21 protein-coding genes are annotated in these 19,321 nt (G+C 67.3%); 15 read left to right on the top strand and 6 right to left on the bottom strand.

The genetic code is table 11. From position 1 onward, the window contains the following. Window positions 1-22: 22 nt before the first annotated feature. From KKR91_RS02770 to KKR91_RS02745, 6 genes are all read left to right on the top strand, one after another. Window positions 23-388 carry a DoxX family protein gene (locus KKR91_RS02770; protein ID WP_210231733.1) on the top strand — a complete coding sequence of 122 codons (366 nt, stop codon included), beginning with the start codon at window positions 23-25 and terminating at the stop codon, window positions 386-388. 10 nt (window positions 389-398) lie between these two features. Further along, the gene (locus tag KKR91_RS02765; RefSeq protein WP_210231734.1) at window positions 399-1,328 is read left to right on the top strand and encodes a hypothetical protein; all 930 of its coding nucleotides are present in this window, start codon (window positions 399-401) and stop codon (window positions 1,326-1,328) included. Window positions 1,329-1,442: 114 nt separating this feature from the next. Further along, window positions 1,443-1,733, top strand: a complete 291-nt coding sequence (locus tag KKR91_RS02760) for a DUF1540 domain-containing protein (RefSeq protein WP_210231735.1) — start codon at window positions 1,443-1,445, stop codon at window positions 1,731-1,733. 80 nt (window positions 1,734-1,813) lie between these two features. Next, window positions 1,814-3,427 (top strand): AMP-binding protein, encoded by a 1,614-nt coding sequence (locus KKR91_RS02755; protein WP_210231736.1) that lies wholly within the window; start codon window positions 1,814-1,816, stop codon window positions 3,425-3,427. 77 nt (window positions 3,428-3,504) lie between these two features. Further along, window positions 3,505-4,437, top strand: coding sequence for an HNH endonuclease (locus KKR91_RS02750; RefSeq protein ID WP_210231737.1), 933 nt, complete (start codon window positions 3,505-3,507; stop codon window positions 4,435-4,437). 13 nt (window positions 4,438-4,450) lie between these two features. Then, window positions 4,451-4,834 (top strand): RNA-binding S4 domain-containing protein, encoded by a 384-nt coding sequence (locus KKR91_RS02745; RefSeq protein ID WP_210231738.1) that lies wholly within the window; start codon window positions 4,451-4,453, stop codon window positions 4,832-4,834. A gap of 46 nt (window positions 4,835-4,880) precedes the next feature. On the opposite strand, the gene KKR91_RS02740 is transcribed toward KKR91_RS02745, so the two are convergent. After that, the gene (locus KKR91_RS02740) at window positions 4,881-6,146 is read right to left on the bottom strand and encodes an MFS transporter (protein WP_210231739.1); all 1,266 of its coding nucleotides are present in this window, start codon (window positions 6,144-6,146) and stop codon (window positions 4,881-4,883) included. Window positions 6,147-6,217: 71 nt separating this feature from the next. Further along, window positions 6,218-7,747: an acetyl-CoA hydrolase/transferase family protein gene (locus KKR91_RS02735; RefSeq protein ID WP_210231740.1), complete on the bottom strand. Its 1,530-nt coding sequence runs from the start codon at window positions 7,745-7,747 to the stop codon at window positions 6,218-6,220. A 244-nt stretch (window positions 7,748-7,991) separates the two neighbouring features. Here KKR91_RS02735 and KKR91_RS02730 point away from each other — a divergent pair, with 244 nt between their 5' ends. From KKR91_RS02730 to KKR91_RS02715, 4 genes are read left to right on the top strand one after another with little or no spacing between them, the layout of a single operon-like run. Further along, window positions 7,992-8,972 (top strand): ABC transporter substrate-binding protein, encoded by a 981-nt coding sequence (locus KKR91_RS02730; protein ID WP_210231741.1) that lies wholly within the window; start codon window positions 7,992-7,994, stop codon window positions 8,970-8,972. Beyond that, complete coding sequence (locus tag KKR91_RS02725; protein WP_210231742.1) at window positions 8,972-9,808, top strand: ABC transporter permease; 837 nt, start codon at window positions 8,972-8,974, stop codon at window positions 9,806-9,808. The genes KKR91_RS02730 and KKR91_RS02725 overlap by 1 nt, the downstream gene beginning before the upstream one ends. Then, window positions 9,805-10,578: an ABC transporter permease gene (locus KKR91_RS02720; protein WP_210231743.1), complete on the top strand. Its 774-nt coding sequence runs from the start codon at window positions 9,805-9,807 to the stop codon at window positions 10,576-10,578. Before KKR91_RS02725 ends, KKR91_RS02720 begins: the two co-directional genes overlap by 4 nt. Then, the gene (locus tag KKR91_RS02715) at window positions 10,568-11,452 is read left to right on the top strand and encodes an ABC transporter ATP-binding protein (RefSeq protein WP_237687457.1); all 885 of its coding nucleotides are present in this window, start codon (window positions 10,568-10,570) and stop codon (window positions 11,450-11,452) included. The genes KKR91_RS02720 and KKR91_RS02715 overlap by 11 nt, the downstream gene beginning before the upstream one ends. 14 nt (window positions 11,453-11,466) lie before the next feature. Here the strand turns inward: KKR91_RS02715 and KKR91_RS02710 are convergent, their stop codons facing one another. Together KKR91_RS02710 and KKR91_RS02705 are read right to left on the bottom strand one after the other, a co-directional pair. Beyond that, a complete protein-coding gene (locus KKR91_RS02710; RefSeq protein WP_210231744.1) occupies window positions 11,467-12,429 on the bottom strand; it encodes a catechol 2,3-dioxygenase in 963 nt (320 codons plus the stop codon). A gap of 154 nt (window positions 12,430-12,583) precedes the next feature. Continuing rightward, entirely contained in the window at window positions 12,584-13,357 is a 774-nt protein-coding gene (locus KKR91_RS02705) for an NAD(P)-dependent oxidoreductase (RefSeq protein ID WP_210231745.1), read from the bottom strand. A 158-nt stretch (window positions 13,358-13,515) separates the two neighbouring features. Here KKR91_RS02705 and KKR91_RS02700 point away from each other — a divergent pair, with 158 nt between their 5' ends. From KKR91_RS02700 to ligK, 4 genes are all read left to right on the top strand, one after another. Continuing rightward, a complete protein-coding gene (locus KKR91_RS02700; RefSeq protein WP_210231746.1) occupies window positions 13,516-14,181 on the top strand; it encodes a GntR family transcriptional regulator in 666 nt (221 codons plus the stop codon). A gap of 167 nt (window positions 14,182-14,348) precedes the next feature. Beyond that, the gene (locus tag KKR91_RS02695) at window positions 14,349-15,566 is read left to right on the top strand and encodes a 4-oxalomesaconate tautomerase (protein ID WP_210231747.1); all 1,218 of its coding nucleotides are present in this window, start codon (window positions 14,349-14,351) and stop codon (window positions 15,564-15,566) included. Further along, window positions 15,566-16,618 (top strand): amidohydrolase family protein, encoded by a 1,053-nt coding sequence (locus tag KKR91_RS02690; RefSeq protein WP_210231748.1) that lies wholly within the window; start codon window positions 15,566-15,568, stop codon window positions 16,616-16,618. The genes KKR91_RS02695 and KKR91_RS02690 overlap by 1 nt, the downstream gene beginning before the upstream one ends. Beyond that, window positions 16,611-17,294: a 4-carboxy-4-hydroxy-2-oxoadipate aldolase/oxaloacetate decarboxylase gene (gene ligK / locus KKR91_RS02685; RefSeq protein ID WP_210231749.1), complete on the top strand. Its 684-nt coding sequence runs from the start codon at window positions 16,611-16,613 to the stop codon at window positions 17,292-17,294. The genes KKR91_RS02690 and ligK overlap by 8 nt, the downstream gene beginning before the upstream one ends. 34 nt (window positions 17,295-17,328) lie before the next feature. Here the strand turns inward: ligK and KKR91_RS02680 are convergent, their stop codons facing one another. Together KKR91_RS02680 and KKR91_RS02675 are read right to left on the bottom strand one after the other, a co-directional pair. Then, a complete protein-coding gene (locus tag KKR91_RS02680) occupies window positions 17,329-17,952 on the bottom strand; it encodes a GNAT family N-acetyltransferase (protein WP_210231750.1) in 624 nt (207 codons plus the stop codon). A 105-nt stretch (window positions 17,953-18,057) separates the two neighbouring features. Beyond that, window positions 18,058-18,318 carry a hypothetical protein gene (locus KKR91_RS02675; RefSeq protein WP_210231751.1) on the bottom strand — a complete coding sequence of 87 codons (261 nt, stop codon included), beginning with the start codon at window positions 18,316-18,318 and terminating at the stop codon, window positions 18,058-18,060. 71 nt (window positions 18,319-18,389) lie between these two features. Here KKR91_RS02675 and KKR91_RS02670 point away from each other — a divergent pair, with 71 nt between their 5' ends. Continuing rightward, window positions 18,390-19,214, top strand: a complete 825-nt coding sequence (locus KKR91_RS02670; protein WP_210231752.1) for a DUF1684 domain-containing protein — start codon at window positions 18,390-18,392, stop codon at window positions 19,212-19,214. The last annotated feature ends 107 nt before the right edge of the window (window positions 19,215-19,321 follow it).

Genomic DNA, 19,321 nt, shown 5'->3' with positions numbered 1-19,321 from the left:
GCCGAAGGAACACCCGCCACCCATGTCCGTTTTTCTCTGGATCCTGCAGATCTTGCTCGCCCTGATGTTCATCGGGATCGGCGGCCAGCGCCTGGTCAGGCGTGAGGCACAGCTGAAACGGCTGCCCTGGACCGACGGCTATCCGCCGGCTGCCATCCGCGCCCTTGGCGTAGCGGAGCTGGTGGCCGGGCTATGCCTGCTGGTTCCGGGACTGTTCGGCTGGGCACCCGTGCTGACGCCGCTGGCCGGCGCCGGGCTGGTGGTGCTGATGGCGCTGGCGGTGGTCATGCACCTGCGCCGCGGTGAACGCCAGTCCGCCATCCTTCCGGCTATCCTGCTGGTGATGTCCGGAACCGTTGTCTGGGGCCGGCTGGACCAGATGTTGTGAGCGGAGCACCATGGCCCAAAAGGCGCAGGCAGTAACGGACCTGTACGCCCTGCTGCCCGAGGCCTTCACCGCTGCCCGCAACCAGCGCGCCGGCGAGGCTGCGAAGGCAGGCGACAAGGAGCTGGGCAAGTCCATCCGCTCCCTGCCAAAGCCCTCGGCCGGTGCATGGCTGGTCAACATGCTGGCGCTGCACCGTCCGGAACTGATGTCCGAGGCCCTTGCGCTTGGCGCGGCCCTACGGGAAGCCCAAGCCGACATGGACCAGCAGCAGCTGCGCCAGCTCAGCGGTGAGCGCCAGCGCCTGCTGCGCTCCGCTGCCCGTGAGGCCCGCAGCCTGGCCGAAGACCTGGGGCGCCCGGTCAGCCCTGCCGTGGCCGCAGAAGTGGAGCAGACCCTGTGGGCGGCAATGACGGACGCGGACGCCGCGGCGGCAGCAGCCAGCGGCCAGCTGGTGCGGACCCTCGAAGCCAACGGCTGGGAACCGGTAACCCTGGACGGCGCACTGGCCGATCCTGACTCGGTAAAGCCGCTGGCACCGGGGCAGCTGCGGGGTCCGGCGCCCGGAAAAGCCCCTCCCGGAAAAGGTGCATCCGAAAAGGCGGCGTCCGCTGCCGGGCAGGAAAAGAAAAGGGCCGAGACAGCCCGGGCACTGCGTGCGGCCCGCACCACGCTCGCGGACGCCCAGCGGGACGCAGCCGGGGCCGAGGAAGCACTGCAGCGCGCCCAGGCGGAGGTCAACTCCATCGCTGATACCCGCGACGAACTCACCGATGAAATCGACGAGCTGCGTGAGAGGATCCGCGGCCTGGAACGGGAGGTGGCCGCCGTCGACCGCCGCGCCGGTACCGCCGAACGAGCCCGCGACACTGCCCGCCGCACAGCCCGGGCCGCACGCCGGGCAGTGGAACGGGCCCAGGCCAAAGTCGAAGACCTGGGCTGAGCCGCCCGGCAAATAGGTGCAATAAATTCGCCCTAATTATCTGCATTCAACGGTGGTACGTTCAAAAAGAGCGCACAAACAGCAGATATATCTCCGTACCTTTTTGGAGGAATCATGACTGACCATGTGGCACCCGTCAGCGACTGCAGCGTCCACAACTGCGACTTCAACCATGACGGCTGTACTGCCTTCGCCATCACCGTGGGCGGCACACCCGAGCATGCTTCCTGCTCCACGTTCATCGACACCACCGAATCAGGCGGCCTGCCCAAGGTCCTAGCCACAGTGGGGGCCTGCCAGCGCAGCGAATGCAGGCACAACGAGAACCTCATGTGCGATGCCCATGACGTAAAAGTGGGCCCGGGCAGGGACCTGGCGGACTGCCTCACGTACCAGCCCCGCTGACCGGCAGGAAGGGTGACTGTGATCCACGCCTCATAAACCCTGTAACCTTGGAGGCCATTGACCTGCCTCAAAGGAGACCCATGCCAGGCTTGGATACGCCCCTGACCCCGTTACGCTTCCTGGAACGCGCAGCGCAGGTCCACCCCGCCAAGACAGCGGTGATTGACGGTGACCGGCGCCTGACCTACCGGGAATTCGCCGCTGCGGTCACGCGAACCGCGCAAGCGCTGCGGGCCTCGGGACTGGCCGTGGGAGACCGGGCGGCGTTCCTGGGCACGAATTCAGCCGAACTGTTGATTGCGCACTACGCCGTGCCGCTGGCCGGCGGGGTCCTGGTCCCGCTGAACACCCGGCTGTCGGCACCGGAGATCGCCTACATCTGCGACCATTCCGGCGCCTCGCTGCTGTTCGGTGACCCCGACCTGCTGCGCGGCCTGGGGTCCGTGGAACTGGCCTCCGTCACCGAGGTCATCACCGTTCCGCTGCAGGACGGAAGCGAAACAGCGCTGGCGGGAACGACGTCGTACACGGCTTTCCTCGACCGCGGCACCGACACTGCACTCCCGTGGGAAGTGGCGGACGAAAACACCGTCATCACCCTGAACTACACCTCCGGCACCACGGGCCGGCCCAAGGGGGTCATGTACACGCACCGCGGCGCATACCTGAATTCCCTCGGCGAAGTCCATCACCAGGGGTTCGGCGCGGACACCGTGTATCTCTGGACCCTGCCGATGTTCCACTGCAACGGCTGGTGCACCACCTGGGCACTGACCGCCGCCTCCGGGACGCATGTCTGCCTGCGGGCGGTCCGCGGCCCGGATATCTGGCGGCTGATCGACTCCTGCGGCGTGGACCACCTGGCCGGCGCACCCACCGTGCTGAGCGCGATTGCCACCGCTGCCGAGGCCCACGAGCTGTCGCACCCCCTGACGATCGTCACCGCCGGCGCGCCGCCGAGCCCCACCATCATCTCCGCCATCCACCAGCTCCGGGCCACGGTGGTGCACGTCTACGGGCTCACCGAATCCTATGGTCCGTACGCCGTCTGTGAAACGCAGCCGGCCTGGGCGGACCTCGACGGGGAGGCGCTGTCCCGGAACATGGCACGGCAGGGCGTGGGGATGCTGACTTCGGACCGGTTGCGCGTGGTCCGCGACGCTGCGGGGGCGTCCGGGGAGCTGGCCGATGTGGCCGATGACGGCGTGGAGATGGGCGAGATTGTCATGCGTGGCAACTCGGTGATGAAGGGTTACTACCGCGACGACGCCGGCACCGCCGACGCTTTCCGCGGCGGCTGGTTCCGGACCGGCGACCTGGGGGTGATGCATGCCGACGGCTATGTCCAGCTGCTGGACCGCTCCAAGGACGTGGTGGTCTCCGGCGGCGAGAACATCTCCACGATCGAGGTGGAACAGGCACTGGCCAGCCATCCTGCTGTGGCGGATGTGGCAGTAGTCGGCGTGCCGGATGAACGGTGGGGTGAACGGCCCAAGGCATTTGTGGTCCTGGCGCCGGGCCGAAACGCCACCGAGGCGGAACTGCTGGCCCACGTTAAGTCCCGGATAGCCTCCTACAAGGCCCCGCGGACAGTGGAGTTCATCATCGACCTGCCCAAAACCTCTACTGGAAAAATCCGCAAGAACGAGTTGCGCTCCCTCGAATGGGAAGGCCGCGCAGCGCGCATCAACTGATGCCCGTCCGGGCCCGCCCCGGAACCGGACGCCGTCCCTGCGCCCGCCAGGAACGTCCCCACCAAAAAGGAGCACCTATGTCCGCCGTTGTGATGGGCTGGAACCCGGTCACCGCCTTTGGCGCCGGACCCGGGCGCACCGACTACCGTGCCGCTGCCCTGACGGTTTACCGGACCGGACTGTTTGGCACCCGGTGGCGTGTATCCCGCGGGCAGCAGCTGGATCCCGGCACCGATGTCTGGCTTTTCGCCCAGGGCCAGCACGGCCGCGGGCTGCTGGGCCACGGCGTGGTGGCGGCCGCGCCTCAGCCCGGCCCCGCCCTTCCGGCCCGGTTGGGCCTGCTCGCCGGCATCGTTTTTGACCTGCTGTTGCCCCCGGGCGAGGCATTGCCCGCCGAGGAGCTGGAGATCCGGGTGCCGGAGGTGAACTGGAATGCGGTGCGGAGCACCGGAACCGGGGTCCCGGGCACAGCGGAAGGGGCCCTGCGGGCAGCTTGGACCGCTTTCCTGCACACCTCGCCCGCCCCCGAGTACGACCTCGGGGTCGCCGACCCGACCGTGCCCTTGCCCGGATCGCTCCCCCAGGACAGCCTGCGCCATGTGGCGGTGAGCCGCTACGAGTACGACGCCGATGCCCTCCGGCAATGTGTGGCCTTCCACGGGCTGCGCTGCGCGGCCTGCGGACTGTCCATGGAGCAGATCTACGGCCCCGCCGGCGCCGCCTTCATCCAGGTGCACCATATTGTTCCGCCCGCTGCCATCGGCCCGGACTACACCCTGGATCCGGTGGCGGATCTGGTGCCACTCTGCCCCAATTGCCATGCCATGGCCCACCGCGGCGCACCCGATGCCTTCACCCCGGCCGAACTCCGGCGGATGCTCGCGGAAGCAGCCGGGCCGCTGCCCTCCGCCAATTCCATCTCCGGCTCCGTGTTCACTGCCGAGGAGGCCGGCGCGCACGACGACGCCGCGCGGCTGAAGAACATGCAGCAGGACCGGGACACCCAGTAGAATCGGTAGCTCCATGACCATTCCCGGCAGTACCTCCAAGTCCGTCCGCGTGGATGCCTGGCTGTGGGCCGTCAGGGCCTATAAGACCAGGTCCGCGGCCACGGCTGCCTGCCGTGCCGGCCACGTCCGGCTCAACGGAAACCCGGCCAAGGCCGCGCAGCCAGTCCAGCCCGGCGACACCGTTCGGGTCCGCCAGCCCGGCTACGAACGGATCCTCGAGGTCCGCCAGCTGATCGCTAAACGGGTGGGGGCCGAGGCCGCCTCGCACTGCTTCACGGACCATACCCCGCCGCGTCCGGTGGGACCGGTGCTGGGTGTTCCCCTGCGCGACCGGGGCGCCGGGCGGCCCACGAAAAAGGACCGCCGCGAGATCGACCGGCTGCGCGGCGGGAACTGACACCGCTTTTCGGGCCGGCTGCCGCGGTCACTGACCTCCCGGGCAGCTACCGGGCCGGAGCCGGCGCAAGCTGGTCGTCAACAAACCGCGGGGCCGCGGCAGCAATGCCGGCAGCCGCCATCACCGCCGAGGCAGCGATCAGGATGATCAGCGGTGCCGTCCAGCTGCCGGTGGCCTGGTGCAGCGCACCGATGGCGAACGGTCCAGCCGCGGCAAGGAGATAACCCACCGGCTGGCAGAAACCGGACAGTTCAGCGGTGATCTGCGGATCGCGGGAGCGGGCGGTGAGCAGGGCCAAGGCCGTCGGAAAGGCGAAACCTCCCAGCCCGAGCAGCACCGCCCATAGCCAGGGCGCCTGGGTGGGCGCCAGCAGCAGGCCCAGATAGCCGGCAGCCGTACACGCGGCAAGGCCGGTGATGTAGAAGCCCAGACCCCGCGCCCGTGCCACCAGGGACGGCATGATCAGCCCGCCCGGGATCCCCAGCGCCGCGAGCACCGCCACCGCCAGGCCGGCCTGGGACTGGGTCAGCCCGGCGTCACGGTAAATCTGCGCTGCCCAGCCGAACTGGACGTAGGCGTGCATGGACTGCACCCCGAAGTACACACACAGGGCCACGGGGGTACGGGAGGAACTGATGTGCGCCCGGCCGCGCCGGCGCCGCCCAGGCCCTGCGCCGGCGTCGGCCACGCCCGCCCGCCCCGCTGAACGCCTGCCTTGGAAGGAAACCAGCGCCCAGGGAAGAACGGCCACGGCCGCCGCCAGGCCCCACACCCGCAGGCTCAGCTGCCACCCGTCCTCGCCGCTGGCCGCCAGCGGCGCCACAATCAGCAGGGGCAGGGTGGCGCTCAGCGCCAGGGTGGTGCCGTACACCGAGTTCAGCAGCGCAATCCGTGCTCCCCCGTGCCGCTTGATAAACGCCGGCACCAGGATGTTCCCCACCGCCATCCCGGCAAAGGCCAGCACGGTGAGCAGCAGGAACAGCACCGTGGAATCCACCATCGACCGCAGCAGCAGTCCCGCGGCAACCACCGCCAGCCCCACGGTGATGGTCAGGTTGGAGCCCGCCCGCCGGGCCAGGAGAACGGCCACGGAACCCACGACGGCGAAGGTGAGCCCCGGCAGCGCCGTCAGCACCCCTGCCTGCGCCGAATCCATCCCCAGGCCGGCCTGCAGTTCCGCCAGTACCGGGCCCACCGACGTCGCGCCGGCCCGCAGGTTGAGGCCGGCAAGGACGACGGCGGCTACGGCCGCCCAGAGCGCCAGCGGAACGGCTGCCGGCCTGCCGGCTCCCTGCTTCCTGGTTTCACTCATCTGAGCTTTGTAGCACGCGCCGGGCCGCAACGCCCCAGCCGGTACGTCACCTGGTTGTCATAGAGCGCCCGTCAGGCGGAGGCATCCGCCGGGATCCGGCTGTCGCCGGTTTCGACAAACCGCTGGTGCCAGGACAGTGCTTCATCGAGCAGGTGCGGGGTGTGCTTGCCGAAGCTCTCCCGGGACGCCCGGTCGAAGTAGTCCTGCAGCAGCGGCTGGAAGTCCGGGTGCGCGCACTTGTCGATGATGGTCCGGGCCCGCTGCTTGGGTGAGAGCCCGCGCAAGTCGGCGAGGCCGCGTTCGGTGACGACCAGCATGGTGTCATGCTCGGTGTGGTCCACGTGGCTGACCATCGGCACGATGCCGGAGATCTTGCCGCCCTTGGCCGTGCTCGGGGACAGGAACGCGGACAGGAAACCGTTGCGGGCGAAGTCCCCGGAGCCGCCGATGCCGTTCATCATGGCGGTTCCGGCCACGTGGGTGGAGTTCACGTTGCCGTAGATGTCGGCCTCGATCATCCCGTTCATGGCGATGCAGCCCAGGCGGCGGATCAGCTCGGGGTGGTTGGAGATCTCCTGGGTGCGCAGGATGATGCGCTTGCGGTAGAACTCGATGTTGGAGTTGAACTCTTCAATGCCGGCCGGGCTCAATGAGAAGGAAGTAGCAGAGGCCACCCTGATCACGCCGTCGCGGATCAGGTGCAGCATTCCGTCCTGGATCACCTCGGTGTACGCGGTCAGCCCGGTGTAACCGGAGGTGGCCAGCCCGCCCAGGACGGCATTGGCAATGTTGCCGACGCCGGACTGCAGCGGCAGCAGCTTGTCGGTCAGGCGGCCGGCCTTGATCTCGTCGCCGAAGAAGTCGATCAGGTGGGCCGCGATCTGCTGGGATGTTTCATCCGGGGCGGCAAAGGGCGTCATCCGGTCGGGCGCATCGGTCTCGACGACGGCGATCACCTTGTCCGGGTCCAGCCGCAGGTAGGGCTCGCCGATGCGGTCGTCCGGGTTCACGAGCATGATCGGCTTGCGGTGCGGCGGCAGTGCCGTGCCGTAGTAGACGTCGTGCATGCCGTCCATGTCAGCCGACTGCTGGATGTTGACTTCCAGGATGATCTTGTCGGCCTGCTCGATCCAGGTCTTGTTGTTGCCCACCGAGGACGAGGGGATGAGGGAACCGTCCTCGTTGATGCCCACCACTTCGATCACGGCCAGGTCGATGTGGCCGTAGAACCCAAACCAGGTGTACTGGGCCACGTGCCCGAGGTGGATGTCGATGTACTCCAGTTCGCCGTCGTTGATCCGCTTCCGCAGCGTGGGATCGGACTGGTACGGCAGGCGCAGTTCCATGCCGCCGGCCTTGGCCAGCACACCGTCAAGCTCGGGGGCCGTGGAGGCACCGGTGAGGACCTTGATCTGGAAGTCCTCGCCGCGGGCGTGGGCCTCCTCCATCTGCATGGCCAGTGCCTGGGGCACCGCCTTGGGGTAGCCCGCGCCGGTGAACCCGCTCATCGCCACGGTCATACCCGGCTTGATCAGAGTTGCTGCCTGTTCGGCGGACATCCTGCGCTGAAGCAGTCCTTCGTGGTGAATGCGGGCGTGCATGGCGGGCCTTTCTTAGATGGGACCAACCAACACTATCCGTTATGTGCCGTGCCTCATATTTGACCCTCTCCCACCCTTGAACTCCGCTGCCGTTATCAGGCCTGCCCGGCTATTGCCCGAATTCACCATTGCGGGTAGTCCTAGAGCCTTATGGAGAAATTTGGGGAAAATTGTTGACAATCCTGTATACCAAAAATAGCGTGTGTGTGACCTAGCTAACTCTTAAAAGAACCGGGGATAAGATATGAAGCCATTCCTCAGGGTGCTGGCCGCTTCCACGGCCGTCCTTGCGCTCGCCGCGTGCGGATCCGGATCGCCCAGCGGCGGCTCCGAGGACACCGGCTCTGCTGACGACGGCGGGGAGCTCACTCCGGTAACGGTGGGCGTTATCCCGATTGTCGACGTCGCGCCGATTTACCTCGGGGTCCAGGAAGGCTTCTTCGAGGAGGAAGGCCTGGAGCTGGAACTGCAGCCGGCACAGGGCGGCGCGGCCATTGTTCCCGCGGTCATGAGCGGCAGCATGGACTTCGGCTTCAGTAACATCTCCTCGATGCTCCTGGCCAACTCCAAGGGACTCGATGTCCAGGTTGTGACGGCCGGCGCCGCCTCCACCGGCGAGGATGGAGCCGACTTCGGCGGCGTCCTCACGACCCCCGGGGCAGGTGTCACCACGGCTGCCGACCTGAGCGGCAAGAAGGTCGCGGTGAACACCCTGAACAACATCAACGACACCACGGTCCGCGCCTCCGTGCGCGAGGCCGGCGGTGATCCCACCACCATCGAGTTTGTGGAACTGGCCTTCCCCGACATGCAGGCAGCGCTGGAACGCGGACAGGTGGACGCCATCCAGGTCGTCGAACCCTTCCTCACCGGCGGCATGAATGCCGGATCCACGCTGGTCGCATCGAACTACGTGGACACCGCCGATGCCCTCACGATCGGCGCCTACTTCACCACCGGAGCCGTGGCGGACAGCGACCCGGAGCTGGTGAAGAAGTTCACCAACGCCATGAACAAGTCCCTGGACTACGCCCAGGAGAATCCGGATGCCGTGCGCGATGTCCTCCTGACCTACACAAAGATCGACGCCGCCACCGCCGGGGCGCTGATCCTGCCCAGCTTCGTCACGGAGATCAACCGCTCCGGCGTGGAAACCCTCGCCGAGCTCTCCCTCAGCGACGGACTGATTACTGAAGACCCGCAACTGGATGAGCTGCTGCCGTAATGAGCACTGAAGTCCTGAGGACCGGGCGGACCGCGCAGCGCAGCGCGGTCCGCCCCGGCGCGCGCCGCATCCCCAAGGCGGTCTTGGGCGGGGCAGGCGTGCTCGCCTTCCTGCTGATCTGGGAACTGATTCCGGCCGTGGGCCTGGTGGAAGCGCGGTTCCTGCCGCCGGCTTCCGAAGTCATCATGGCCCTGATCCGCGACTTTGGCCTCACCGCCTTCTGGGCGGCCGTGGGCGAGACACTGCTGGCCTGGGCACTGGGCCTGGCCGCCGCCGTCGTCTCAGCCGCCGTGCTGGGCCTGATCATCGGCATGAGTCCCTTCCTTCGCCGCTTCACCAATTCCACGATCGAGTTCCTGCGGCCGGTCCCCTCGGTGGCACTGATCCCCCTGGCCGTGCTGCTCTTCGGCGTGAAGATCGAGTCGTCACTGATGCTGATCATCTACGCCTGCTTCTGGCAGGTGCTGATCCAGGTCCTCTACGGGGTGGCCGACGTCGACAACGTTGCCACCCAGACGGCGCAGTCCTACGGCTTTTCGCGGCTGCAGCGGATCCGCGACGTCGTGTTTCCCACCGTGCTGCCCTACCTGATGACCGGTATCCGGCTCGCAGCCTCCGTGGCGCTGATCCTGGCCATTACGGCGGAACTGATCATCGGGTCTCCGGGGCTTGGCCGGGAGATCGCCAACGCCCAGTCCGGCGGAGCGATCTCCGGGATGTACGCGCTGGTGCTGGCCACCGGCCTCCTGGGGGTGGCCATCAACATGGTGATGCGGCTGGTCGAAAGGCGCGTGCTGGCCTGGCATCCGTCCGTGCGCGGAGAGGTTGTCCTGTGAAAATGCTCCGGAGTTTCCTGTATGTCATAGCCCTGCCGGTCCTGCTGGTGCTGCTGTGGTGGGCCTCCACCCTGGGCGATCCAAACTTCTTCGTGCCCACGCCGGCCCAGCTGGTGGAAGCCTTTGGCCCCACCTGGCTCGAGGGCCGGATCCTGGACGACGTCCTACCCTCCGTCACCCGCCTGCTCGCCGGGCTGGCCATCGCGATTGTGCTGGGCATCGTCGTCGGCCTGCTGGTGGGACTGAACCGGACCCTTCGGGCCATCACCGAACCGGTGTTTGAGTTCTTCCGCGCCCTGCCGCCGCCGGTCCTGGTTCCGGTGCTGATCCTGCTGGTGGGCCTGAACGACGTCATGAAGGTGGCAGTCATTGTGGTGGGCTGCGTCTGGCCGGTGCTGCTGAACACCATTGAGGGGGTCCGCTCCATCGACCCGGTACAAAATGAAACCACCCGCTCCTACGGCATTTCCGGATTCAACCGGATCCGCTACCAGGTGCTGCCCTCCGCCGCGCCCATCATCATGGCAGGAATCCGGCAGTGCCTGTCCATCGGCCTGATCCTGATGGTAATTTCCGAAATGTTCGGATCCTCCTCCGGGCTGGGCTTCACCATTCTCCAGTTCCAGCGCTCATTCGCGATTCCCGAAATGTGGTCCGGCATTTTGGTGCTCGGATTGATCGGCCTGTTGCTGTCCCTGATCTTCCAATGGTGCGAGCGGCGTATCCTGCGCTGGTACCACGGCCTTAAAGAGGTAGAAAATGCAGCCTGACGCTATGCCCTCCAAGGAAACGCCGACGACGACGGCCGCCGTTCCGGCCGGCCGGACCCTTCCCGAGGGTGAGGCGCTGCTGTCGGTACGGGGCCTGAAAAAGGTCTACTCCACCGACGGCGGACCCATCGAGGCGGTCCGGAACCTCACCTTCGATTTAGGCCACGGCGAACTGGTCTGCCTCGTGGGCCCGTCCGGCTCCGGCAAGACCACCCTGCTCAAGTGCATCGCCGGGCTGCTCAGCGCCACCGAGGGCGAGGTGCTGCTGGACGGGAAGCGGGTCACCGGTCCGCCGAAAAAGATGGCGGTGGTGTTCCAGGAATACGGCCGCTCCCTCTTTCCCTGGCTGCGGGTGGCGGACAACGTGGAGCTGCCCTTGAAAAACGCCGGGGTGCCCAAGGCCGAACGCCGCCAGCGGGTGGCCGATGCCCTGGAAGCGGTGGGGCTGGAGCATGTGCCCCGCTCCTACCCCTGGCAGCTCTCCGGCGGAATGCAGCAGCGGGTGGCCATCGCCCGCGCCGTTGCCTACCAGCCGGAGGTCCTGCTGATGGACGAGCCGTTCGCCGCCGTCGATGCCCAGACCCGCGCCGATCTGGAGGACCTCACCCGCCGGCTCTGGAAGAGCCTGGGGATGACCATCCTGTTTGTCACCCACGACATCGACGAATCGGTGTATCTGGGCGAGCGCGTCATCATCCTGTCCTCCTCGCCCACAGTGATCCAGGAGGACATCGTGATCGACCTGCCCGAGGCCCGGGACCAGCTGGAGACCCGCGGCATGCCGCGCTTCACCGAGCTGCGCCACCACGTCTACGAGCAGATCCAGCTGGCCAAAAAGGGCCACCGGCCCGACGCTGCGCTGCAGCAGCCCTAGCGCCGGCCGGGGGCTTAGTCCCCCGGTCCGCTGACCGGCGGAGTGCCATGGGTGTGGAAGGTGTCGATGGTCTTCATCCCCCAGGCCTGCCCTTTGGCGCGTTCGGCCTCGGACCATTCGATGGTCTTCCAGTCCGGCGCCAGGATGAGGCGTGCCCCGGCGTTGCAGAATTCGATCCGGTTGCCGCCGGGCTCATAGACATAGAGGAAGAAGGTCTGCTGGATGGCGTGCTTGTGCGGGCCGGTTTCGATGTGGATGCCGTTTTCGAGGAAGATGTCGGCGGCCTTGAGGATATCCTCGCGGGTGTCGGTGGCGAAGGAGATGTGGTGCAGGCGGCCGCTGCTGCCGGTCCAGTCGCCGCTGTAGACCAGGTCGTAGGACTTGTTGGAGAAGGTGAACCACTGCCCGGCGAGGTCCCCGCTGTCGAGGCGGATCTGCTCGGTCGGTTTCCCGCCCAGGACCTCCTCCACGAAGCGGCCGTTCTCGGCGACGTCGGCGCCCAGGAAGTTGACGTGGTCCAGGCGGCGCGCGTTCACGCCGCGGCCGGGAAACCTGTCCGCCTGGTTCTTCAACGCCGGACGGAATTCCTCGGTGGGCACATGCCAGGCGCTCTCATAGTAAATGTCCATCGGATGCCCGTCCGGGTCGGTGAAGGCGTACGTCTTGCCCATCCCGGGGCCGCCGTCGTGCCAGCCGATGCCCCGCCCGGACGCCTCGATTGCCGCCACGCGGCGCTGCAGCGCTTCCTCGCTGGAGGCCCGCAGGCCCAGGCAGCCGGCGCCGGAGGTCTCGTGCGCGGTCAGCTTGATGGTGTGATGCTCGTAGTCATCCCATGCATGCAGGTAGGCGGAGTTGCCCTCGCGCGCCACTTCGCGCATCGCCAGCAGCTCGGTGAAGAACCAGAGGCTCTTGTCGAAGTCGGGTGTGTACAGCTCCACGAAGCCCAGATGGGCCACGTCGCGAAATGCAGAAACCATGTCTATTCCTTTACGGCTCAACGGGAGAACAGACGCTTCAGCAGCGGTCCGGCTGTGCTGCGTCGGCCCGGGAAGCGGTGTTTGGAGTCAACCAGCCACCCCAACGATTGTCAACAATTTTGCAACCAACGCGTTTGAGTGGGAACAGGACTGTTCAGCCGCGCTCCGCGGCCAGCGAGGACAGCCAGCGCAGCGTCCCCTCGGTCATCCATGACGGCGTACCGAGGGACTGCAGATAGGCCAGCGAGTCTTCCACCTCATGCGTGCGCCGGACGGCGTGGGCATGGGACCCCTCAATAAGGCGGGCAACCAGTGCCGGACCGTCCGGGCCAAGCTCCCCGGCGATCTCCTCGAGCAGCCAGTGCCCAGTACCTGCCGCTTCACCGGCTGCCTGGCATTCCAGCACCAGCCCGGCCAGGCCCTTCATGAAGACACTGCGAAGCAGTTTTCGTCCGGCGGCAGCCCCGGGTGCCCCGGGCACGGTTTCCACCGGCGCACCCAGCGGTGCGAGCAGTGAGGCAAAGGCCTCCGCTGCTTCTCCCGATACCGCCAGCGGTGTCCGGCTGCCCGAGCGTGGCACCGGAGCCATGACCGCCACGTCCACCATATTGATACCGTGCTCCGCGGCCAGTCGGGAGAGGTCGGCTTTCTCCTCCGGGCCGGACGTATTGAAATCGGCAAAAACCGCTGACCCGGGCATCAGGGGCACCGCTTCCGCAGCGACGGCCCGGGCCGCCTTGGCGCCGACGAGGCTGATCACCAAATCCGCACCGGCCAGCGCCTCGGCGAGCGAGTCGAACTGGCGGATTCCCGCGTCGCGCACATCGGCAAACGGGTCATAGCCGCGGATCTCAGCCCCGGCCTCCATCAGGCCCAGGGCGTACAGCCGGCCGGCTTCCCCGAGCCCCAAAACGGTTATCGCAATCATTCAAGGATTCCTTCCGTGCGTCTGCTGCGAATTATTCACACCATTGTCAACAATTCAAAGGCCGGAAGCCTCAGGACCCGTGACGGCGGTGATAACTTGAGGTCAAAGACAAATGGAATGCGGGCGGTTGGGCACTGTGGTGCCGGGAAGTTTGAAAAATGACAGCAGAACCAACAGCAACCAAAACCAGTGCCGTCCAGGTTGCCGGCGCCATCCGTGCCGCCATCATGAACGGCGAACTGGTCCCCGCCCAGCGGCTGGTGGAAGCGGACCTGTGCACGCAGTTCGGTGCCAGCCGCAGTGCGGTGCGTTCGGCCCTGGCGGAGCTCGCCGTGGAGGGTGTGGTGGAGCGGGTGCAGAACCGCGGTGCACGCGTCCGCTCCGTCTCGGTCGAGGAAGCGGTGGAAATCATCGAGGTCCGCGGTGCGCTGGAGGCCCTGTGCGCCCGGAAGGCAGCGGAACGGATTACCCCGGAACAGGTCACGGAACTGCGGAAACTGGCAGCGGAGATGAGCCAGGCCGTTGCAACGGGTGAACTGGCCCGCTATTCCGCCACCAATTCGGAGCTGCACCGCCGCATCGTGGAGATCAGCGGGCAGGGCACCGCCGGCGCCACCATCGAACGGCTGCGGGCGCAGAATGTCCGCCATCAGTTCCGCCTGGCGGCGCAGCCGGGCCGGGCATCGGTCTCGCTCCCCGAGCACGTGGAAATTGTCGAGGCCATCTGCGCCGGCAACGCCGCGGAGGCCGCCCGCATGATGGAAGCCCACATGACGAGCATTGCCGATGCCATCCGGCGGTCCGCCGCGGCGTCGGCATCCTGATCCGGCCGGCTGTCAACCGTTAGTCCCGCGCCCACCCGTCAGCAACCCGAGGCTTAGCCCGGTCCGGTCCGGCTCCGGAATTCCGGCAGCCTCTTTTGTCGCCGTGATTGTCAACAATATGGTTGACGAGGTAGGTTCTTGTGCTGAAGGCCACAAGAGGGGACGCCATGGACATCGCCGCACCACCTGCCGCCGGCCGGGCTCACCGGCAGGGAAGCCAAACCGCATTGCCGTGCTGGTTCATGCGGGGCGGCACGTCCCGGGGACCGTTCTTCCGCCGGGATGACCTGCCAGCCAGCACACCGCTGCGGGACGCGGTACTGCTGGCCGCATTGGGCTCCCCCCATCCGCTCCAAGTGGACGGACTTGGCGGCGGCAATCCGCTGACCAGCAAGGTCGGGATCGTGGCGGTCAGCGACCGCGACGGCCTGGACCTGGAATTCCAGTTCGCCCAGCTCCAACCCACGGGTGAGAGCGTGGATACCACCGCCAACTGCGGCAACATGCTCGCCGCCGTCGTGCCTTTTGCCGTGGAATCCGGGCTGCTCACCCCTGGCGCCGACACCACCACCGTCCGGGTGCTGACACTGAACACCGGCATGGTGGCGGAAATCAGCGTGGAGACGCCACAGGGTCCCGACGGCCGCTATGTGGAATACGCCGGGCAGAGCCGTATCGACGGCGTCCCAGGCACCGCCGCCGCGGTCACGGTCAACTTCCTGGACACCGCCGGCTCCGTCTGCGCCGCGCTGCTGCCCACCGGCAACCCCAGCGACACCGTGGACGTGGACGGGGTTGGCACAGTGGAGGTCACCTGCATCGACAACGGGCAGCCGCTGGTCATTGTGCGCGCCAGCGACCTGGGCCGCACCGGGTACGAAACCGTGCAGGACCTCAACCGCGACGGCGAGCTCAAGGAAAGCCTGGAAGCCCTCCGGCTCACCTGCGGAAAGCTGATGGGCCTGGGTGATGTGTCCGGGAAGAACTACCCCAAGATGACTCTGGTGGCTCCGCCCGCCGGCGAAGGCACCATCAGCACCCGCAGCTTCATTCCGCACGTCTGCCACGAGTCCATCGGCGTCCTGGCCGCGGTCACCGCCGGCACTGCCTGCGTTATCGACGGCACGGTGGCCCATCGGGTTGCCGCAGCTGGTGCCGGTGCTGGAGCAGGTGCCGGCGACGGCAGCGGCAGCGGCAGCATCACCGTCTCGGTGGAACACCCCTCCGGCGAATTCACCGTGGAGCTCGGCCTTGATCCGCAGGATCCCCAACACGTCACCAAGTCGGCCCTGCTGCGCACCGCGCGGCTGATCATGGCCGGCGAAGTCTATGTACCGCTCAGTCTCTGGTCCCCCGGGACCTCCGGCGTTCAGGAAGGTCAGTAATGATTATCGACTGCCACGGCCACTACACCACCGCGCCGCCGGCCCTGGGCGCCTGGCGGGACCGCCAGGTCAGCGCCCTGGCCGGTCCCGCCTCCGCCCCGGATCCGGCAGAGCTGCGGATCAGCGACGACGAACTGCGGGAGAGCATCGAGTCCAACCAACTCAAGCTGATGGATGAGCGTGGCATCGACCTGACCGTCTTCTCGCCCCGGGCCTCGTTCATGGCCCACCATGTCGGAGATTTCTCCACCTCGGCGCAGTGGGCGGCCATCTGCAACGAACTGTGCTTCCGGGTCAGCCAGCTCTTCCCTGAGCGGTTCGCCCCGGCCGCCATGTTGCCGCAGTCCCCCGGCGTTGATCCGGCCAGCTGCATTCCGGAGCTGGAGCGCTGCATCCGGGAGTACGGGGCGGTGGCCCTGAATCTGAACCCTGATCCATCCGGGGGTTACTGGACCTCGCCGCCGCTGACCGACCGATCCTGGTATCCGGTCTACGAAAAAATGGTCGAATACGATCTGCCGGCCATGATCCATGTGAGCACCAGCGTTAACCCTGCCTTCCACACCACCGGGTCGCACTACCTCAACGCTGACACCACCGCCGTGATGCAGCTGATCCAGGGTGACCTGTTCTCGGACTTCCCGGAGCTGAAGTTCGTTGTTCCGCACGGCGGCGGTGCCACCCCGTACCACTGGGGACGCTTCCGCGGGCTGGCCATGGCGCTGAAAAAACCGCCGCTGGAAGAACACCTGCTGCGGAACGTCTTCTTCGATACCTGCGTCTACCATCAGCCCGGCATCGACCTGCTGCTGGAGGTGATGCCCACGGCCAACATCCTCTTCGCCTCCGAAATGATCGGCGCCGTCCGCGACATCGACCCGCAGACCGGGTTCAACTTCGATGACACCGGCCGGTACCTGGCTGCCGCCGGGCTTACCGCCGAGGAACTTGCCGACATCCAGGAGCACAACACCCGCGCCGTCTACCCCCGCCTCGACGCCCTGCTCACACAGCAGGGCCGCGGCACCCAAAGGAGCAGCACCCATGCATGAGCTTGGAGTGGTCCACCGCAGCATCACCCGCGCCGCACCCGACGACGTCGCAGCCCTCGCCCCGTACGGCACCAGCACCGTGCATGAAGCCATGGGCCGCCTGGGCCTGATGCGCCCCTACATCCGCCCCGTCTACCCCGGCGCGAAACTCTGCGGCCCCGCCGTCACCGTATTGCTGCAGCCCGGCGACAACTGGATGCTGCACGTCGCCGTCGAGCAGCTCCAGCCCGGCGACGTGCTGGTCGCCGCCTGCACCACCGAGTGCGAGGACGGTTTCTTCGGCGAGCTGCTGGCCACCTCGGTGCGGGCGCGCGGCGGTGTGGGCCTGGTGATCGACGGCGGCTGCCGGGACGCCGAGGCGCTGGAGGCGATGGGCTTTCCGGTGTTCTCCCGGGCGATCAATTCCAAGGGCACGGTGAAGGCCACCCTGGGGTCGGTCAACGTTCCGGTGGTCTGCGCCAACGCGCTGGTCACGCCCGGTGACGTGGTGGTGGCCGACGTCGACGGCGTCGTCGTGGTTCCGGCGTCGCGCGCCGCGGAGGTGGCTGAGGCCTCCCGCAAGCGCGAGGACAACGAGGCCGCCAAGCGCGAGCGCCTGGCGGCCGGGGAACTCGGGCTGGACATGTACTCGATGCGTGGGCCGCTGGAGGCGGCCGGGCTGCGCTATCTGGACTGAGCCTCTGATGGCTGCCGGTGTCCGGGAGACGGGTTCAGAAGTCGATCCGCATGACCACCCGGCGCGGTGTCGGGTGGCTGACCTGCTCGAATCCCGCTGCCTCAAAAACGCTGCGGCTGCCCACGTACAGCTCGCCCCAGGCGATGTCCTTTCCCGGCTCGGTGATCATCGGATAGCCCTCGAGCGCGCGGGCGCCCCGGTCCCGGGCGAAGCCGACGGCAGCACATGCCAGTGCGTAGCTGACGCCCCGGCGCCGGTATCCGGTGCGGGTGACGAAACAGCTGACCGTCCACACGCCGTCGTCGCCTCGGCCCTCCTGCCGCCCGCTCCACGGGACCCGGCTGCGGAGCAGCCGCGGATAGGCGGTTCGCGGCTCGACGGCGCACCAGCCCACTGGCTCCCCGCCAAGGTAGGCCACCAGCCCGCTGGTGCGTGCGTCCGGATTCCCGCAGCCGGCTTGCTCCTGCAGCCGCGCCGCTAGTTCCTCCACCGGGACGTCCCGCCATTGGCTGGACGGAACCTTGAACCATTGGCACTGGCAGCGGTGCGCTTCCCCGCGGGGACCGAACACCGCCTGCAGATCTTTCCAAGGCGCCTCATTCGCTGGCACCACGCTTGGTGCGTCGACAGTGGACTCAGCGGCTGGTGTCTTCGGCATGCTTTTCCTCCCGGCAGGCGTACGCGGGCCAGCGTGCCACCGTGCAGGCGGCCGGTCAACGGCGGCATGCTCGGCGGCCCGGCCAGGAGGCCAAAACCACGGCGCTTAGGGGGCGCGGTGGTCCTTGTCCAGCTCCGCTTCCAGCGTTGCACCGGGTTCAATGACTACGCCGTCTTCGCGCTGCTGAACGCCTGGTTCCTGCGGTGCCTGCTGTCCGTGCCCCTGGAGACGGGTCGCGACCGTCTCAAGTTCGGTGCTGAGCTCGGCCAGGCGGGCGGTGCCGGTTTCGACGGCGAGCGCAGCCACCAATTCGGTCTGGCGGGCCCGCAGCTGGGTAAGGGTTGGCTCTGATCCGGTGTTATCCATGCCTCATCGTACAAACCGTCCCGCTACACTGCCCAAGGCGGCCCGTGAAAAACAATCGGAGGAACGGAACCATGAGCACCCCCACGGATGATGTTGCAGACCAGTGGCTTCGCTTTCGCGCTGCACGGAACAAGGACCTTGCGCAGGCGCACGGCTGGCTGACCCTGACGTCGCTGCAGTGGCTGCTTGATGATCCCGCGGCGCTGGACGGGGTTCCGGGGCTGTGGTCCGGAACCGACACCGGAGCCGTGCTGTCTGCCTCCACCGCAGACGGGCTCGTCCTGGTGGAGACCGGGCAACCGGTGACGGGCACGGTCACCGCAACCCTCGCCGATGAGGAGTCCCTCCTGTGGGTGCGCTACGGCGGGCACGACGGCGGGCAGGTGGTAGTGGAGCTGGCCCGGCGGGGTGGGCGTTACGCGGTCCGCACCCGGGACGCGGCGTCACCGGTGTTCCTGGCGTTCGACGGCGTCCCGGTCTTCGACTTCCGGCCGGAGCTGGTCCTGGACGCCCGCTTCGAAGCCTATGAACAGCCGGTGGACGTACCGGTCCGGACCGCCAATCCGGCCGTGGACGGGGCCCACCGGACGGTGGGCGAACTGGCCTTCCGGCTTCCCGAATCCAACAAGGACCTCCGGCTGCAGGTCAGTGCCGAAGGGCCGCAGACGCTGGCCATGGCCTTCCACGACGCCACCAACAACCAGAGCACCGCCGCGTGGCGCAAGGTCACCTTTTCGGCTCCGGCGCCGGGGACGTCGACAGTAACGGTGGATTTCAACCGGGCGGTCAACTATCCCAGCGCCTTCACCCCGTACGGGACCTGCCCGATGCCGGTGGGCAGCAATATCATCGGCGAGCCCGTCGAGGCCGGGGAGAAGCTGCCGCAGCAGCGCTGATCATGGTGTCGGTTCATCTGGCCTGCCCGGCGCCGGTTTTCTTCGGCCCCTTGCATAGGCCGGACACCGTGGCCATCATGGCACCAAGCCGTTGGCCGGCGAAGGGG

The sequence above is a fragment of the Arthrobacter jiangjiafuii genome (assembly GCF_018622995.1).
GTDB lineage: Bacteria > Actinomycetota > Actinomycetes > Actinomycetales > Micrococcaceae > Arthrobacter_B > Arthrobacter_B jiangjiafuii.
The sequence above is the reverse complement of the archived record's forward strand: the minus strand, read 5'-3'. Positions and strand labels throughout refer to the sequence as shown.

Coding starts and splice junctions, on each gene's coding strand:
- KKR91_RS02770 (WP_210231733.1), top strand. CDS start 23: ATGTCCGTTTTTCTCTGGATCCTGCAGATCTTGCTCGCCCTGATGTTC.
- KKR91_RS02765 (WP_210231734.1), top strand. CDS start 399: ATGGCCCAAAAGGCGCAGGCAGTAACGGACCTGTACGCCCTGCTGCCC.
- KKR91_RS02760 (WP_210231735.1), top strand. CDS start 1,443: ATGACTGACCATGTGGCACCCGTCAGCGACTGCAGCGTCCACAACTGC.
- KKR91_RS02755 (WP_210231736.1), top strand. CDS start 1,814: ATGCCAGGCTTGGATACGCCCCTGACCCCGTTACGCTTCCTGGAACGC.
- KKR91_RS02750 (WP_210231737.1), top strand. CDS start 3,505: ATGTCCGCCGTTGTGATGGGCTGGAACCCGGTCACCGCCTTTGGCGCC.
- KKR91_RS02745 (WP_210231738.1), top strand. CDS start 4,451: ATGACCATTCCCGGCAGTACCTCCAAGTCCGTCCGCGTGGATGCCTGG.
- KKR91_RS02740 (WP_210231739.1), bottom strand. CDS start 6,146: ATGAGTGAAACCAGGAAGCAGGGAGCCGGCAGGCCGGCAGCCGTTCCG.
- KKR91_RS02735 (WP_210231740.1), bottom strand. CDS start 7,747: ATGCACGCCCGCATTCACCACGAAGGACTGCTTCAGCGCAGGATGTCC.
- KKR91_RS02730 (WP_210231741.1), top strand. CDS start 7,992: ATGAAGCCATTCCTCAGGGTGCTGGCCGCTTCCACGGCCGTCCTTGCG.
- KKR91_RS02725 (WP_210231742.1), top strand. CDS start 8,972: ATGAGCACTGAAGTCCTGAGGACCGGGCGGACCGCGCAGCGCAGCGCG.
- KKR91_RS02715 (WP_237687457.1), top strand. CDS start 10,568: ATGCAGCCTGACGCTATGCCCTCCAAGGAAACGCCGACGACGACGGCC.
- KKR91_RS02710 (WP_210231744.1), bottom strand. CDS start 12,429: ATGGTTTCTGCATTTCGCGACGTGGCCCATCTGGGCTTCGTGGAGCTG.
- KKR91_RS02705 (WP_210231745.1), bottom strand. CDS start 13,357: ATGATTGCGATAACCGTTTTGGGGCTCGGGGAAGCCGGCCGGCTGTAC.
- KKR91_RS02700 (WP_210231746.1), top strand. CDS start 13,516: ATGACAGCAGAACCAACAGCAACCAAAACCAGTGCCGTCCAGGTTGCC.
- KKR91_RS02695 (WP_210231747.1), top strand. CDS start 14,349: ATGGACATCGCCGCACCACCTGCCGCCGGCCGGGCTCACCGGCAGGGA.
- KKR91_RS02690 (WP_210231748.1), top strand. CDS start 15,566: ATGATTATCGACTGCCACGGCCACTACACCACCGCGCCGCCGGCCCTG.
- ligK (WP_210231749.1), top strand. CDS start 16,611: ATGCATGAGCTTGGAGTGGTCCACCGCAGCATCACCCGCGCCGCACCC.
- KKR91_RS02680 (WP_210231750.1), bottom strand. CDS start 17,952: ATGCCGAAGACACCAGCCGCTGAGTCCACTGTCGACGCACCAAGCGTG.
- KKR91_RS02675 (WP_210231751.1), bottom strand. CDS start 18,318: ATGGATAACACCGGATCAGAGCCAACCCTTACCCAGCTGCGGGCCCGC.
- KKR91_RS02670 (WP_210231752.1), top strand. CDS start 18,390: ATGAGCACCCCCACGGATGATGTTGCAGACCAGTGGCTTCGCTTTCGC.